Origin of the sequence: Seonamhaeicola sp., from assembly GCF_028281565.1 — a bacterium.
Classification (GTDB): Bacteria; Bacteroidota; Bacteroidia; order Flavobacteriales; family Flavobacteriaceae; genus Seonamhaeicola.
Genome location: NZ_JANQJQ010000016.1, coordinates 1 through 15831 on the forward strand (window position 1 = coordinate 1; position 15831 = coordinate 15831).

A 15831-nucleotide genomic window follows, 5' to 3' on the forward strand; every position below is an offset into this window, starting at 1 on the left:
GCATCGATTAAATCTGTTTTGTTCATAATATAAAGTTTAATTATTAATAAATTGGTTAAACATTTTTGTTAAATCCTCTACAAATTTATACGGATTATCGTACCACACAAGTAATAGCAAGGGAAAAACCTGCATTTGTTAATAACTTTGGGCTTTTGTTAATAAAGGATATGTATTTCATCGATATTTTTCTTATATCAGTGGTAACAAGGGTTTAGAGCATTTTTGCATTTACTTCAAAAGAATAGCCGTTTAGTAAAGCACTTACATCCATGGTGCGTTTTCCTGGAAGCTTAATGTCCTTTATAATGATGTATCCATTTGACACAGCGACCTTTAGTTCGTTTTTAGTTGAAATGACGGCCCCTGTTTCCCGGGAATGTGTATCAATTTCCTTTTCAACAGTGTAAATTTTGATGTCCAGTGTATCTGCTCCATTAATTAAAGTACACCAGGCTGCCGGATACGGACTTAAGCCTCTTATCAAATTGTAAATGTTATCAATAGAGTCGTTCCAGTTGATTTTACAGTTGTCTCTGTTTAATTTATAGGCGGTTTTAATATCTTTTGTGTCAACTTGTGGGGTTGTTTTAACATCACCATGCTCAATGAGCGATACGGTCCGTTGAACCAGTCGACTACCAATATGCATTAACTTATCATGAAGGCTACCGGCATTTTCTTCCGGTTCAATAGCTATTTCCTCCTGAAGGATCATTTCTCCGGTATCAATTTTTTCATCAATAAAAAAAGTAGACACCCCAGTTTTGGTTTCACCATTAATAAGGGCCCAATTAATGGGAGCGGCCCCTCTGTAGTTTGGTAGCAGGGAGGCGTGTAAATTAAAGGTACCGTATTCCGGCATTTGCCAAACCACTTTGGGCAACATTCTAAAAGCTACTACAATTTGTAAGTTGGCCTTAAGGGCTTTCAGTTCTTCTAAAAACGATTCGCTCTTTAAATTGGTAGGTTGTAGTATATTTAAGTTGTTTGCCTTGGCATATTTTTTTACGGCACTTTCATTGAGTTTTCGCCCTCTGCCGGCAGGTTTATCAGGAGCCGTAATAACACCAACAATATCATACCGGTTATCAACCAGAGCTTTTAAAGTGGCTACCGCAAAGTCTGGTGTACCCATAAAAACAATTCTTAAATCTCTCATACTAATTTATACGTGTTTGTAGGTGTCATACTAATAATATTGTGTTCCAATAAAAGCTTTAATACGGTTTTTAAATCGTTTTCAGAGCAATTTAAATTGGAGATGATGGCCCTTGATGACAAGTCGCCCTGTTCCAGGAGCCCAATAATACGGCTTTTTAGTGTAGTGATATCATTCGATTCAATCTTTTTTTTAGCGCCCATACAGACCGAACAAACACCACAAGGCGTTACGTCTTTTTCACCAAAGTAGGAGAGAAGCTGCATGCTTTTACAAACACGGTCATTTTCAATATAATTAAGCATAGCTTTAACCTGTTGCTGTTTCAGTTTGTTTTGCTGTTCTATAGTAGTGGCTATTCTGTTAATGGTTTTTTCATCTTCCCTGGGTTGTATAAATGTTATTTGGGCATCTGTTTTGGCCAGGTTTAAAGTAATGACCTCGTCTTTTTCTAATCTGTGTAACGCATTAATCAAAGTAGATTCCGTTACTGAAGCTCTCGCAGATATTTTAAGGGTATCTATTTTGGTTTCGTAATCAGAAATACCGCCATACATTCTTAACATGGATTTTACAATTAAGTTTAAATCCTGGTGACTGTCCAAATAGTCAAAAATGGCTGAATTGGGCATTATAAACTGCACGGTAGCCTTATTTTTAAACTGTTTTGAAAGATTTATGATGCTGTTCCTGTCTAACAATTGCAGGGCATTATAGCATAACATCGTGTTGAACTTATAAGTTTTGCAAAAAGCGTTAAAGTTGAAATTGTGCGTGGTATATTCGCCTTCACCATAGGAGATCTGAAAATAGTTACACAACTTTCTGTACACCAGTTTAATAAAATCCACAGTTGGCAATACACTTAAAAACTGGTTTTTTACCAGTTGCGCATCACTGTCGTTCTTTAAAATGACCGCAAAAGCTTTTTTTCCATTCCTTCCTGCTCTTCCGGCTTCCTGGAAATAGCTTTCAATACTTTCGGGCAGGTTTATATGGATAACGGTCTTTACATCGGGTTTATCAATACCCATTCCGAAAGCATTGGTAGCCACCATCACTTGCTTTTGATTGTTTAACCAGGCGGTCATATGAGTTTCCTTTTCGGCATTGGAAAGTCCGCCATGGAAATAAGTAGCAGAAATATTTTTCGATTCTAAAAACGAACTGACTTCCAGGGTTGATTTTCTATTTCTAACATAGATGATAGACGATTCGGTATACTTTTTAAGAATGGTCTCCAGCCTGTGATACTTATCATTTTCATGATATACCATATACCCGATATTAGGCCTTAAAAACGATTGTCTGAATATTTTAGGTTGAATAAAATCAAGCTCTTTGACAATGTCTTCCACTACTTCCGTTTTAGCCGAGGCCGTTAAAGCAACCACGTTCGCCGAAGGCTGAAGCTGACGCAAAATCGCGATGTTTTTATACGACGGCCTGAAATCATTACCCCATTGTGAGATACAATGGGCTTCGTCAACTGCGATCAGATTGACATTCATTTGCCTGATGCGGTCCTGAACCAATTCCTGCTGTAAACGCTCAGGTGACAAATACAAAAACTTATAATTTCCGTAAATGCAGTTATCTAAAAGGGTGTCCAGATCACTGTATGAAATACCACTGGTAATGGCTAATGCTTTAATCCCTTTATTATTTAAGGCTTGTACCTGGTCTTTCATTAAAGCAATTAACGGTGAAACCACAATGCAAATACCTTCTTTCACTAAAGCCGGTATTTGAAAGCACAACGATTTGCCACCGCCGGTTGGTAAGAGTACAAAGGTATCTTCACCTTCAATAACAGCATTAATAATGGCTTCCTGGTTGTTTTTAAACGAAGTGAATTTCCAATAGCGTTCTAATATGTTAATGGGATGTTCCATAGCACCTGTTATAACGTATTCAGAATAAAATCAGTACGTGCTTCAACCGTTCCGAAGGGGACATCAATCAACTTATAATTGTAAGATTGGTACAAGTTTATAAGATGTTCGTGTATCTCAAGCGCCTGATCAAAATTCTCGTAACGCTCGTTATCACTGGTATAAATAGCTTTCCAGGGTTTTAAGATAAAAGCCTTATCGTAAACACTGGCTTTACAAACATCAATGAAGTTTTGAGGATATGGGTCACCAATAAAATCCATATAAGCTAATACATCATGGACACCACGGTCTAAAAAAACAAGATCCGATTCAGATTTTGTAGCCTCCATAAACTGTTGGTGCCGTCCGTTTAAGAGACGTTCACTGAACAATAACGGATGGGTTAAAAAAAGCTGGTCTATACCTTCTTTTTGGGCTTCCAAAGTAACCTGTCTTGAAATTTCTTCAAAACACGGAAAGCCCCGTTTAATAAGTTCTTTTATTATAGTAGATTTTCCGGTTCCCGGGCCCCCGGTAATGACAACTTTTTTTGCTCCCAATCGTATAATTTTAAATGTAAAAATCGGAATTTAGAATTGATTAAAAAAATAGAAAGAGAAACCGGCATCATTAAAATTATCATCAAAATTCGGGGAATTGATAATTTTGATTATCAAAGGTTACATGCGTTCTCAATTTTAGAATTAATTTATCCACAGATAATTCTAAAATTTAAACGTATGAAACTGTATATTTGCAGCATATAAAAATGCTATGAGTTCATCATCAAAATCAGAAGAGTTTTACGATAAATTAAGAAACCAACTATATGAAACTACCAGTTGGCCCGCAGAATATCTATATAAGTTTATTGTAAAATCGGAAAGTAAGAAGATAGCCCAATTAGAAGTTATTTTTGATAATATGGGCGCCGTTATTAATACCGTAGAGTCAAAAAACGGCAAATATACCAGTGTATCTGTTAATTTATTGATGAGAGATCCGGATAGCGTTATAGAAAAATATAAAGAAGTAGCAGAAAAAGTTGATGGCGTGATAAGTCTTTAGAATTTTTTTGTATTTTGCACATGCAGAACAGACTACTTGCAAAACATTTAATTCCACATATTTTTTATTTTGATAGATACTTTAGAATATAACACGGAGCGGGAGCATTTAATCATTCCTGAATATGGACGCCATATGCAGAAAATGATCAATCATGTGAAAACCGTTGAAGACAGAGAAGAACGCAATAAATTGGCTAAAGCTATTATTTCGGTGATGGGTAATATGCAACCGCATCTAAGAGATGTACCGGATTTTCAACATAAACTTTGGGACCAGCTTTTTATCATGTCTAATTTTGAATTAGATGTAGATTCGCCTTTCCCGAAACCGACAAAAGAGCTTTTGGCAGAACGTCCCGGTCCCTTAAAATATCCGCAGAATCACCCCAAATATCGTTTTTACGGCAACAATATTAAAACCATGATTGACGTTGCCAATACCTGGGAAGAAGGCGAACTTAAAGAAGCCCTGGTTTACACCATAGCAAACCATATGAAAAAGTGTTTTTTAAATTGGAATAAAGACACGGTTGAAGATATTGTTATTTACGACCATTTATTCGAATTATCCGGTGGAAAGATCAATTTAAGGGATTCTGAAGAAGATTTGTCTGATGCATCAAGTTTAATGCGCAGCAAGAGCAAATTTTCCGGAAAAAAACATCATAAAAAACAAGGCAGACAAAGAAAACGCTACTAAAGTAAAGCATGGGAGTATTTAAAATTGAAGGTGGCCATCAGCTCAAAGGGAGCATACAGCCACAAGGTGCAAAAAACGAAGCGTTACAAATTTTATGTGCTGTTTTACTAACCCCTGAAAAAGTTACCATTAACAATATTCCCGATATTGTTGATGTCAATAAGCTGATCAGTTTATTAAAAAAACTGGGCGTTAAGATTGAAAAACTTTCCAAAGGCTCCTATTCATTCCAGGCGGATGATCTCAATTTAGAATATTTAGAGTCAGACGAATTTAAGGTAGACGGACGTGGTTTACGCGGTTCTATCATGATTGTTGGCCCCTTATTAGCGCGTTTTGGCAGAGGTTACATACCAAAGCCCGGAGGCGATAAAATTGGGCGTCGCAGATTAGACACGCATTTTGAAGGTTTTATTAAGTTAGGGGCTAAGTTTGGCTATAGTAAAGAAGACCAGTTTTATGGTGTTGAAGCCGATAAGCTAAAAGGCACCTACATGCTTCTTGAGGAAGCCTCGGTTACCGGAACGGCTAATATTGTTATGGCTGCTGTTTTAGCCGAAGGGCAAACCACTATTTACAACGCTGCCTGCGAACCGTATTTACAGCAACTTTGCAAAATGCTGAACAGAATGGGCGCAAAGATCAATGGTGTTGGTTCCAATATGCTGATCATTGACGGTGTTGACAGTTTAGGAGGCACTGAGCATACCATGTTACCTGATATGATTGAGATAGGTAGCTGGATTGGTTTGGCGGCCATGACTAAAAGCGAATTAACCATTACCAATGTGTCCTGGGATGATTTAGGTTTGATTCCGAATGTATTTAGAAAACTGGGTATCACGGTTGAAAAACAAGGAGATGATATTCATATTCCTGCACATACCGATGGTTATGAAATACAAAGTTTTATTGATGGCTCCATTTTAACCATTTCAGATGCCCCGTGGCCAGGGTTTACCCCGGATTTACTGAGTATTATTTTGGTTGTTGCTACGCAGGCCAGAGGCAGTGTACTGATACATCAAAAGATGTTTGAAAGCCGTTTGTTCTTTGTGGATAAATTGATTGATATGGGGGCTAAGATCATTTTATGTGATCCACACAGGGCAACCGTTATTGGTCATGATTTTAAATCTACGTTGAAAGCAACCACCATGACCTCACCTGATATTCGTGCCGGTGTGTCTTTACTTATAGCAGCCTTATCCGCTAAAGGAACGTCTACCATTATGAATATTGAACAAATAGACCGCGGTTACGAAAATATTGATATGCGTTTACGTGCCATAGGAGCTAGGATTGAGCGCGTTACTGAGTGATCTTCATTAGTTTTTTTTGATCAACTTCATGAACCATGGTGTCATAACCTGAAGTTTAACAGTAGTTTCATCTGTTTGTTATCAAATAATTAGTTTATTTGTTAGTATAGTAAATAAATCAACGCCATGCGAAAGTCACTGCTGCCAATTGTCATTTTCATTTCAGTATTTGTAGTGTCTTGTAACAATAAAAACAAGGCCAAAGTATCGGAAGAAAAGGCCGAAGTAATCAAACTAAAACCTGCATTAGAGCTGGTTTGGGAAACAGATTCATTACTCACTACTTGCGAAGCTGTTCTATATGACAAATCATCACAAACCATTTATGTCTCCAATATAAATAATAGCCCCTGGGAAAAAGATGGAAACGGTTTTATTTCTACTATAAGCCTAAAAGGAGACATCACAAACCTTAAATGGATAGAGGGGTTGAGCGCTCCTAAAGGCTTGGGAATTAGCAATGGCAAATTATATGTAAACGACATCGATGATCTTGTAGAAATAGACATAGTATCTCAAAAGATCATAAATAAGTATACCGTTGAAAATAATCCTCAGTTAAACGATATTACCGTTGATGCTGATGGTATTGTATATGCCTCAGGGTCTAACTCCAATACTATTTATCAAATTAAAGATGATATATTAAGTGTATTTGCTGCAGATAGTTTGAAGCGTTTAAACGGCTTACTTCACACTAAAGAAGGCATTTATTATTTAGATTCGGGAACACATCAATTCGGGATTTATGATATCGCTTCAAAAACATTTAAAAAGTTAACGGAAGATATTGGCCACGGCGATGGGATCTATCAATTGGAGAATGGCGATTTTATTACGTCAAGCTGGAAAGGCGAACTATTTTATATTCATAGCAGCGATTGGAGTAAAACGCCCTTATTAGATACCAGGGAACAAGCCATAAATGCAGCGGACATCGATTTTATACCGGAAACACAAACACTGCTTGTGCCTACGTTTTTCCATAACAAGGTTATGGCTTATAAGCTGAAGTTTGAATAATACGCTTTTGCCAAGGCAATTGTTGAATGTTTAACAGATAATTCTGGTAAATTTATTGTTAAAACAACCCGGTAATCTCGCCGGCATCATTTATATCAATACCTTCTGATGCCGGATGCGCAGGTAACCCGGGCATTCTCATAATGTCTCCGGTAATCGGTATTAGAAAACCGGCTCCTGCAGCAATTTCTATGGCTCTTACCGTGATAATAAAATCTTTTGGGCGCCCCAATAATTTTGGGTTATCTGACAGGGACTTTTGGGTTTTTGCAATACACACCGGTAAATCTTCTAAACCTAATGCCGCTATTTTGTTGAGGTGTGCTTTGGCTTTCGAAGTATAATCAACATGTTCTGCACCATAAATTTCTGTGGCTATGGTTGCTATTTTACTTTTCACATCCGATTTCCAATCATACAGAGGTTTAAAATCGGAAGCTTGCGAGTTGGCTATAGCTATAACAAGTTCGGCTAATTCAATGGCACCTTCACCACCTTTGGCCCAAACATCGGCTACAGCCACTTTAACCCCCTTAGAGAGAGCAAAATCTTTGATACATTGTATTTCTTCAGCACTATCAGATGTGAACCTGTTAATGGCGACAACAGGCAACACATGAAACTTGGTAATGTTTTCAAGGTGTTTTTCCAGGTTAGGTAATCCCTTGTTTAAGGCATCCAAATCAGGCGTTGTCAGGGATTTCAGATCGGCACCACCGTGGTATTTTAGCGCTCTGATAGTAGTGGTTAAAACTACAACTTTTGGTTTTAGTCCGGCATTCTGGCATTTAATATCGAAGAATTTTTCGGCACCCAAATCAAATCCGAAACCGGCTTCGGTAACGGTGTATTCGGAATGCGACATGCCCATAAGTGTACCTATAACGGAATTAGTCCCCTGGGCAATATTTGCAAACGGTCCTCCATGGATGATTGCCGGATTACCCTCTATGGTTTGGACTAAATTGGGTTTTATGGCCTCTTTTAGTAATGCGGCCATAGCACCCTGAGCTTTCAGGTCTTTGGCGTAAATCGGTTTTTTGTCATAGGTATATCCAACAAAAATATGGCCCAGCCTGTTTTTTAGATCTGTCAGGTTTTCAGCTAAACAGAGAATAGCCATAATTTCTGAAGCAGCGGTGATATCAAAACCGGTCTCTCTTGGGACTCCTGATGTGGTACCTCCCAAACCAACAATAACACGCCTCAGAGCTCTGTCGTTTAGATCTACAACCCGTTTCCAGCTAATGGTTCTAGGGTCTAGGCGTACCGAATTGGTTTTACTCTGAATGTTATTATCTATAATAGCGGCCAGCAGGTTATGGGCCTTTTCAATAGCGGCAAAATCACCCGTGAAATGAAGATTAATATCTTCCATAGGCAATACTTGTGAGTAACCGCCGCCGGTGGCACCACCTTTAATGCCAAATACCGGGCCTAATGAAGGTTCCCTTAAAACAACGGTTGCTTTTTTATTTAACCGGTTTAAGGCTTCGGATAAACCAATAGACATAGTGGTTTTGCCTTCACCGGCAGGAGTTGGCGATATGGCAGAGACTAAAATAAGATTACTTTTTTTAACCGATGTTTTTTTTATGGCTTGTAAAGGTAGTTTAGCCTTATACTTGCCATACATTTCAATTTGATCCGGGTGAATGCCGAAATTTTCAGCAATTTTAGAAATAGGTTTTAATGTAATGGTTTTGGCTATTTGTAAATCGGTCATATGTATGCGTTTTAAATCGATTTAAAAATATGAAATATAACCATGTTTATGCGTTTTAATTTGAAATCGGATTTCTAAGCTAATCTTTACTTAGACCCTTTAACAGTTTTTCCAGACCCCATTGCAGTGTTTCATTGGCCTCTTTATTATCCAAACCACATACGTCCTTGGTCACTATCAAGGCTTCAACGCCCATGAGGGCAGTGGCCACCACTATAAATTTTTTAAGTTCGGATTCAGATAAATTGAGGTTGTTTTTTTCTAAGGCCAGTTCAAGTGTTTTAACACGCCTGGCGCCTCTTTTACCTTCTTCGGTGGTTGAGGTAATAGCATGACTCAGGTATTTTCTAAAGGCTTTTTCATTATCATAGGTCAGCTTATTGAAATAATTCTGAATGCCTTTGATAATAGCCTCAATGTCCTGATGTTTCAGAGGATTAATAATAACATCGGAGCTTTTGGTTTGCCAATCCAAACCGGCCTCAAGGGATAATACGTCTACGCTGGAATAATAACGATATACAGTGGCTCTGGAAATGTCGGCATCTTCGGCAATTTGTTCTAGGGTAAAGTCTTTTCCTTTTTTCAATAGTTTTTTGGCACTGGCCAGTATTTTATTCCGGGTCTTTAGCTTTTGCTTTTTCCTGCCGGTTTCTATATAATCTTTGTTCATGAGACAAATGTCTTATAAAATTTGCAGAATTCAAAATTCATTATTATGTTTGTGAGACAAAAATCTCATAAAATGAAACAATCAACCACCAAATGGGTGTTAGGGCATAAAGTAACACCTTACGACACCACCGGAGATTATGATATTATGTTAGCAGAAACACCACCAAAGGTTCAGGGACCACCACCTCATTTTCACAATTCTTTTGATGAATCCTTTTTAATTTTAGAAGGGGAAATGGAATTTTTTGTAAATGGGAGCATTAAAACCGTTAAAGCGGGAGAGTCTATTGATGTACCAAAGAAGACCTTGCATACCTTTAATAATAAGAGCGATAAACCTTGTAAATGGGTAAATATTCACAGCCCTAAAGGGTTTAGAGACTTTTTTGAAAAAATGGGTGTTTCTGAGACTGAGGAAAACGCTCAAGAACGTTCGGTCACTCCAGAGATCATTCAGGAAGTTATTAAAACAGCAAGTGATTATGATATGCTTATTGAGGTTTAAGGCGTTAATCCCGTTACCTCAGTTTTATTTATCAGACCAAACGGCAAGCTCATTTCCGGCAGGATCCAGGAAATGAAATCTACGTCCGCCCGGAAATGAAAAGATGTCTACAGAAATGGAGCCTCCGGATTCGATAATTTTAGCTTTAATGGCAGTTAAATCCTGGTGGTATAAAACAACCAGGGCACCATTTACAACGGTATCATCCGATTGTTCAAAACCACCTTCAAGGCCACTTTCTGAAAAAGCGGTATATGTAGGCCCGTAATCGGTAAAAGCCCAGTTGAAAGCTTTTCTGTAAAAGGCTTTTACTTTTTCAAGGTCTTTGGCTTTAAACTCTACATAGTTGATATGGTTGTCCGGGATATTCATTTTTAGTACAATTTTATAGTTGTTCTTTTTTGATCCATTTACCTACTGTGGGCGCTTTGTAGTGTTTCATTTTATGGAGTAAGTCATCAATGTTATCACTTACCATTACCATTTGCCTGTTTGTTTCTTTTAATAAGCCTTTGGAAACCATAGTATTAAACAGATGGATTAGCTCATCATAGAAACCGTTAACGTTCAGTATGCCGATGGGTTTATTGTGTAGCCCTAATTGCCCCCAGGTTAACATTTCAAAAAGTTCATCAAGGGTGCCGAATCCGCCTGGTAACGCAATGACACCGTCACACAAATCGTTCATTTTGGTTTTCCGCTCGTGCATGGTATCTACCAAAATTAATTCGGTTAGTCCTTCATGGGCTACTTCTTTCGACTTTAAGAAGTGCGGAAGCACACCAATAACAATACCTTTTTCCTCTAAGGCGGCATCAGCAAGGGTTCGCATGAGCCCGACATTGGCACCACCATAGACTAATGCTATGTTTTCTTTGGCCAGTGCTTGTCCCAGTTGTTTAGCCATAACTTCAAACATGGCATCGGTACCAAAACTTGAACCGCAAAAGACAGCTATTTTATTCATATAGGCTTTTTAAAGTAGGGCTAAAGGTAATTAATTTGAGTGATTTTGTGATAAAGAAATTCGGCCGTAATGAGCCGTACAATTTGTTGTGCTTAGTTATTTCTTACTTTTATAAAACCAGGTAAAAGAGAAGTAGCACTTTATAAGGCTTCCATAAAAAAATCCCGATAAATTATCTATCGGGATTTAGTTTTATATGACTTAAAATTTATTAAGTTTTTTTCAATTGCTTTTTAATTTTGGCAATCGCATTTTCAATAGATTTTTCAGGTTCTATAATGTTGTATTCGCCCCAGAATTCCGGATCTGAAAAACCGGAAGCCTGATCAGTCAAAATCGTTGTCGGGCGTAACATTTGGTTTTTAAGCTTTGCAAATTTCGATTCGTGAATTTCCCAATCGGTCACAGCCATTTCACTGTTCAATGTATAAACACTGTTAAACAGTTTACCTTTCCAATTCACTTTAAAGCTTAACAGGATATTACTGTAGGCATAATGCCATTTACCATTTTGAATGCGGTAATTTACCCTGTAAGTGGCTTTTGTTGGATGTACGTCAACACGTCTGGGTTTTTTACGAACAAACATTTGACTGGACAACTCTTTATTTTCAACATTCAGGCTGTAAACCGCATTAGTCAATGCTAAAGTTTGTGCATCAATATAAAGTTTTCCAAAATATAGCGGATCTTTAATGAATGTGTTTTGTTTAAAGTTTACAACATACACTAACTTTTTGTTTATGTTGGTAGATTCACCAAAGCTAAAATCATAATCATCAATATCTTCTTCGGTAAAGATATATTCCGGGTATTTCACCAAGTCGGTATAAAGGTTACTGAACGGGCCTCCCTGTAGTTTTAAAGCCAAGGTATCTAACCTGGAATAATCCGTGTTTTTTCTGGCTTTTACCAGTTCAATATTGTCTTTTCTGTAATTAGTATAAGGTTGTTTATGAATTTTAACCACCGCTTCCGATAACGACGCGTTTTTACGTCTCTTCTTAATGGTTTCTCTGTAGAAAGCAGTCATTAAGGTATTGTCGTTATTGTACAATCTCCCTTTTTTGCGCAAGGTTTCTAGCACTAATTCCTTAGCGTTTGACGGCCTGGCAATCAGGTTAATGGCATCTAACGTAGTAACGGCAGGAACCAGGGTAATTTTAATCTTTCCTTTTAAGGAAGCAATGGCAACTTCTTTCTTTTCGTAACCCAAATGTGAGACCACAACAAGGCCTTCAACATGTTCGGTAGGGACTTTTAAAAGAAATTCACCATCCATATTAGTAACGGTACTGATGTTGGTACCTTTAATAACCAGATCTGCAAAAACCAGGCGGTTCCTGTTGCTTTCATCTATAACAGTTCCTTTAAGCTCTAAGAAGTTGGATATGTTTTGTGCCGTTAAAAAACCGGTGCCACAAATAACAAAAAGGCAAACCGTCACCAATGTACGGTAAAAAGGGCGTTTATTTTTCATGACGTATTAAGTTTAAATGTTTAAGTGCTAATAAGATACGAAAAAAAGCACTAAAACCCGGAAGGTTTGCGGGGTTTAACATTTATTTAGTAAAACGGTATTTTTCTTATTTACAAACGCTGTAAGTTAGTTTATTGCCTGATTTTTGGACCAAGTCTTAACTTATTTTTTAGAAATTCAAAATGTAATAACAGTATATTTACATTCAAATTTAATAGCACCTATGTCATCAGACACTATTTCATTTAAAAAAACCGGTTATTTTTCATCATTGATCTGTGATTATCTGGAACAAAAACCAGCTCTGAAACCGTTTTACAACAGATTTCCCGCTATAGAAAATTTTCAGACTCAAATAGACGAGAAACGGCATTCTGAACTTGTTTCAGAATCACACAGAAAGGCATTGGTCTCGGTTTTAAAGAAGCAATATGTAAATGTGGCAGCTTCAGAATTAACATTTCAAAATATAGAGGCTTTAAAAGAAGTTAACACCTTCACTATTACTACAGGTCACCAGCTTAATTTGTTCACGGGACCGCTTTATTTTTTATATAAAATAGTTTCCACCATTAACCTTTCAAATGAATTAAAGCAGCAATATCCTGATCATAATTTTGTACCGGTTTATTGGATGGCTACGGAAGACCATGATTTTGATGAAATCAATTATTTTAATTTCAGAGGCAAAAAAGTCCAGTGGAATAGAACAGCTGATGGCGCCGTAGGGGAGTTGTCAATCGAGGGTTTAAAAGATGTTTTTAAAGTGCTTGACGGTGAATTTGGCCTGGACCAAAAAGCAGAAGTATTAAAAGGGTTATTTGAAAATGCTTATTTGGATCATGATAATTTAGCAGATGCTACCCGTTATTTGGCTAATGCCTTATTTAAAGACTATGGTTTGGTGATCATCGATGGGAACCATGCGGATTTAAAGAAATTGTTTGTGCCTTTTATTAAAGAAGAATTGACCAATCAGACGTCTTTTAAAAAGGTGTCTGAGACCAATAAGCAATTAAGCGACTTATCAGATCAACCCTATAAAATACAGGTCAACCCACGTGAGATCAATCTGTTTTATTTAAAAGAGAATTTACGGGAGCGTATTGTACTTGAAGATAGTGTTTATAAGGTTTTAAATACGGATATTTCCTGGAACCGGGATGAGATATTAAAAGAGGTTTCTGAGTTCCCGGAGCGATTTTCACCTAACGTTATTATGCGTCCGTTATACCAGGAAGTCGTTTTGCCGAACCTATGTTATATAGGCGGTGGCGGTGAATTGGCGTATTGGTTTCAGCTAAAAGCGTTTTTTAATGCTGTTAAAGTACCTTTCCCAATATTGCTGCTGAGAAATTCTGTGTTGATCCAAACGGAAAGTCAGGCAAAAAAGCTTCGGAATTTAAATATCTCAAAAGAAACCATCTTTTTAAAGCGGGATGCGTTTATCAATAAAAAGGTTAGGGAAATATCTAATATTAATATTGATTTTTCAGAACAGAAAGCTGTCTTAAAACAACAATTTGAAGACTTATTTTCTTTGGCAGACCAAACCGATAAATCGTTTTTGGGAGCTGTTAAGGCCCAGGAAGTAAAACAACTGAAAGGATTGGACAAATTGGAAAAACGTTTGTTAACGGCACAAAAGAAAGTTCTGTCAGACCAGGTTTCCAGAATGACAGAACTTCAAAATCAATTGTTTCCCAATAGTAGTCTACAAGAGCGCAATACCAATTTCTCTGAGTTCTACCTGGAATATGGCGATCAATTAATACCTAAACTGATCGAAAATTTAAAACCACTTCAGAGTGAGTTTCTAATATTAAATATGTAAGTAATGCATAAGATTGATATTGATTTAGTTGAAATGACTATGGATGTCATGAAATATACCATAGACAGAGTATCCGCAACCAAACGGAAAATCGGGCAACCCCAAAAGGCAGAAGAATTAAAAGCATTAGTTGGAGAAACGATTACCCGGGAGGGGGTAGGTGGTGAGTATGCTTTTAAAATGTGGAAAAAGTATTTATCTAAGGCTACAGTTCCTATAGACCACCCAAGACATCTGGCTTTTGTACCGGCTTCTCCAACCAGGGCTGCCATTATGTTTGATTTAGTAACGTCTGCTTCAAGTATCCATGGCGCTTATTGGATGGAAGGCGCGGGAGGAATCTTTTGTGAAAACGAAGCTATGTCATGGATCGTATCCCTTACAGGCATGCCTGAAGGAGCTTTTGGCGTCTTTACCAGCGGTGGCACAGCAGCGAACCTTTCAGCTATTGTTACGGCCAGGGAATACTGGCGCGAAGACGATACGTTTAAAGGTGAAAAAGGCTTGATCATTACATCCATTGGAGCGCACTCGTCAATTAAAGCTATGGCCAAAGTGGCCGATGTTGATATTCTTTTGGTAGATACCGAAGATGTTATGTCCGGTAACGCCTTGCAAAATTGTATTGATTCCTTAACGGTGCATCAACGCAAACGGTTATTTGCTGTGGTGGCCACCGGAGGTACTACCAATGCAGGTATCATTGACGATTTGGAAAACATAGCGACCGTATGTGAGAAGGAAGCTCTTTGGTTTCACGTGGACGCAGCTTATGGCGGCGGTGCTTTAGTTGCAGATTCTGTAAGGCATCTGTTCAACGGTATTGAAAAAGCCGATAGTGTTACTATAGATCCTCATAAATGGATGTTTTCACCCTATGATTGCGGTGCTGTGGTCTATAAAAATCCGGAATTAGCTAAAAAGGCGCATGCGCAGGAAGGTTCGTATTTAGAGATTTTTAAAGATGAAGGTGCCCACGGTTTCAATCCAACTGATTATCAAATCCAATTAACACGTCGGGTTAGAGGATTGCCCCTGTGGTTTTCATTGGCAACTCACGGAACGGATAAATATAAAGAGGCTATAGAACGCGGTTTGGAGTTGGCACAAATAGCCGGTAAGATGATAGAAGATAGACCACATGTAGAATTGGTCAGGGAGCCAAGCCTGTCATGCGTTTTATACAGGAGAGTAGGATGGGAACCAAATGATTACAGGCAATGGACCTATGAAAATCATAGAAAAGGCTTTGCTTTAATAACGCCTACAAAATGGAAAACAGGTGATTCTTTTGAAACTGTGTCCCGTTTTTGTTTTATCAATCCGGATACCACTGAAAAGGATATAGAAGCTATCCTGGACTCCATGGCATGAGTTTTAACCATAAAAGAGGCTGTCTAAAAAGTACTAAAATTGTCATTCTGAACTAGTTTCAGAATCTCATCTTGATGGTTATCAGTCGCTATGAGAACCTGAAATAAATTCAGGTT

General features: G+C 37.8%; 15 protein-coding genes. 7 read left to right on the forward strand and 8 right to left on the reverse strand.

The genetic code is table 11. The features are described from left to right. Positions 1 to 214: 214 nt before the first annotated feature. From fmt to Q0983_RS07820, 3 genes are read right to left on the reverse strand one after another with little or no spacing between them, the layout of a single operon-like run. Positions 215 to 1162, reverse strand: coding sequence for a methionyl-tRNA formyltransferase (gene fmt, locus Q0983_RS07810; protein WP_299551007.1), 948 nt, complete (start codon positions 1160 to 1162; stop codon positions 215 to 217). Further along, positions 1159 to 3057, reverse strand: coding sequence for a RecQ family ATP-dependent DNA helicase (locus Q0983_RS07815; protein ID WP_299551008.1), 1899 nt, complete (start codon positions 3055 to 3057; stop codon positions 1159 to 1161). Before Q0983_RS07815 ends, fmt begins: the two co-directional genes overlap by 4 nt. An 8-nt stretch (positions 3058 to 3065) precedes the next feature. After that, the gene (locus Q0983_RS07820; protein ID WP_299551011.1) at positions 3066 to 3599 is read right to left on the reverse strand and encodes an ATP-binding protein; all 534 of its coding nucleotides are present in this window, start codon (positions 3597 to 3599) and stop codon (positions 3066 to 3068) included. Between the two features lie 214 nt (positions 3600 to 3813). On the opposite strand from Q0983_RS07820, the gene Q0983_RS07825 reads away from it, so the two are divergent. From Q0983_RS07825 to Q0983_RS07840, 4 genes are all read left to right on the forward strand, one after another. Continuing rightward, positions 3814 to 4107, forward strand: a complete 294-nt coding sequence (locus Q0983_RS07825; protein ID WP_299551014.1) for a DUF493 family protein — start codon at positions 3814 to 3816, stop codon at positions 4105 to 4107. Between the two features lie 69 nt (positions 4108 to 4176). Beyond that, complete coding sequence (locus Q0983_RS07830; RefSeq protein ID WP_299551017.1) at positions 4177 to 4809, forward strand: DUF4290 domain-containing protein; 633 nt, start codon at positions 4177 to 4179, stop codon at positions 4807 to 4809. 8 nt (positions 4810 to 4817) lie between these two features. Continuing rightward, a complete protein-coding gene (gene murA, locus Q0983_RS07835) occupies positions 4818 to 6131 on the forward strand; it encodes a UDP-N-acetylglucosamine 1-carboxyvinyltransferase (RefSeq protein ID WP_299551020.1) in 1314 nt (437 codons plus the stop codon). 126 nt (positions 6132 to 6257) lie between these two features. Next, a complete protein-coding gene (locus Q0983_RS07840; protein ID WP_299551023.1) occupies positions 6258 to 7154 on the forward strand; it encodes a hypothetical protein in 897 nt (298 codons plus the stop codon). Positions 7155 to 7212: 58 nt separating this feature from the next. Here Q0983_RS07840 and Q0983_RS07845 read toward each other — a convergent pair whose 3' ends face one another. Together Q0983_RS07845 and Q0983_RS07850 are read right to left on the reverse strand one after the other, a co-directional pair. After that, on the reverse strand, positions 7213 to 8880 hold the full coding sequence (locus tag Q0983_RS07845; RefSeq protein WP_299551026.1) for a formate--tetrahydrofolate ligase: 1668 nt from the start codon (positions 8878 to 8880) through the stop codon (positions 7213 to 7215). Between the two features lie 79 nt (positions 8881 to 8959). Further along, on the reverse strand, positions 8960 to 9553 hold the full coding sequence (locus Q0983_RS07850; protein ID WP_299551029.1) for a TetR/AcrR family transcriptional regulator: 594 nt from the start codon (positions 9551 to 9553) through the stop codon (positions 8960 to 8962). A 72-nt stretch (positions 9554 to 9625) separates the two neighbouring features. Between Q0983_RS07850 and Q0983_RS07855 the strand changes: the two genes are divergently transcribed. Next, positions 9626 to 10060 (forward strand): cupin domain-containing protein, encoded by a 435-nt coding sequence (locus Q0983_RS07855; protein ID WP_299551031.1) that lies wholly within the window; start codon positions 9626 to 9628, stop codon positions 10058 to 10060. A gap of 24 nt (positions 10061 to 10084) precedes the next feature. Here Q0983_RS07855 and Q0983_RS07860 read toward each other — a convergent pair whose 3' ends face one another. The 3 genes from Q0983_RS07860 to Q0983_RS07870 all read right to left on the reverse strand — a co-directional run bounded on the left by Q0983_RS07860 (position 10085) and on the right by Q0983_RS07870 (position 12507). Next, positions 10085 to 10432 carry a VOC family protein gene (locus Q0983_RS07860; protein ID WP_299551032.1) on the reverse strand — a complete coding sequence of 116 codons (348 nt, stop codon included), beginning with the start codon at positions 10430 to 10432 and terminating at the stop codon, positions 10085 to 10087. 13 nt (positions 10433 to 10445) lie between these two features. After that, positions 10446 to 11027 (reverse strand): TIGR00730 family Rossman fold protein, encoded by a 582-nt coding sequence (locus Q0983_RS07865; protein WP_299551033.1) that lies wholly within the window; start codon positions 11025 to 11027, stop codon positions 10446 to 10448. Between the two features lie 211 nt (positions 11028 to 11238). After that, the gene (locus tag Q0983_RS07870) at positions 11239 to 12507 is read right to left on the reverse strand and encodes a carboxypeptidase-like regulatory domain-containing protein (protein ID WP_299551034.1); all 1269 of its coding nucleotides are present in this window, start codon (positions 12505 to 12507) and stop codon (positions 11239 to 11241) included. Positions 12508 to 12730: 223 nt separating this feature from the next. Between Q0983_RS07870 and bshC the strand changes: the two genes are divergently transcribed. Both bshC and Q0983_RS07880 read left to right on the forward strand, forming a co-directional pair. Beyond that, positions 12731 to 14341 (forward strand): bacillithiol biosynthesis cysteine-adding enzyme BshC, encoded by a 1611-nt coding sequence (gene bshC / locus Q0983_RS07875; protein WP_299551035.1) that lies wholly within the window; start codon positions 12731 to 12733, stop codon positions 14339 to 14341. A gap of 3 nt (positions 14342 to 14344) precedes the next feature. Then, positions 14345 to 15715, forward strand: coding sequence for an aminotransferase class V-fold PLP-dependent enzyme (locus tag Q0983_RS07880; RefSeq protein ID WP_299551036.1), 1371 nt, complete (start codon positions 14345 to 14347; stop codon positions 15713 to 15715). The last annotated feature ends 116 nt before the right edge of the window (positions 15716 to 15831 follow it).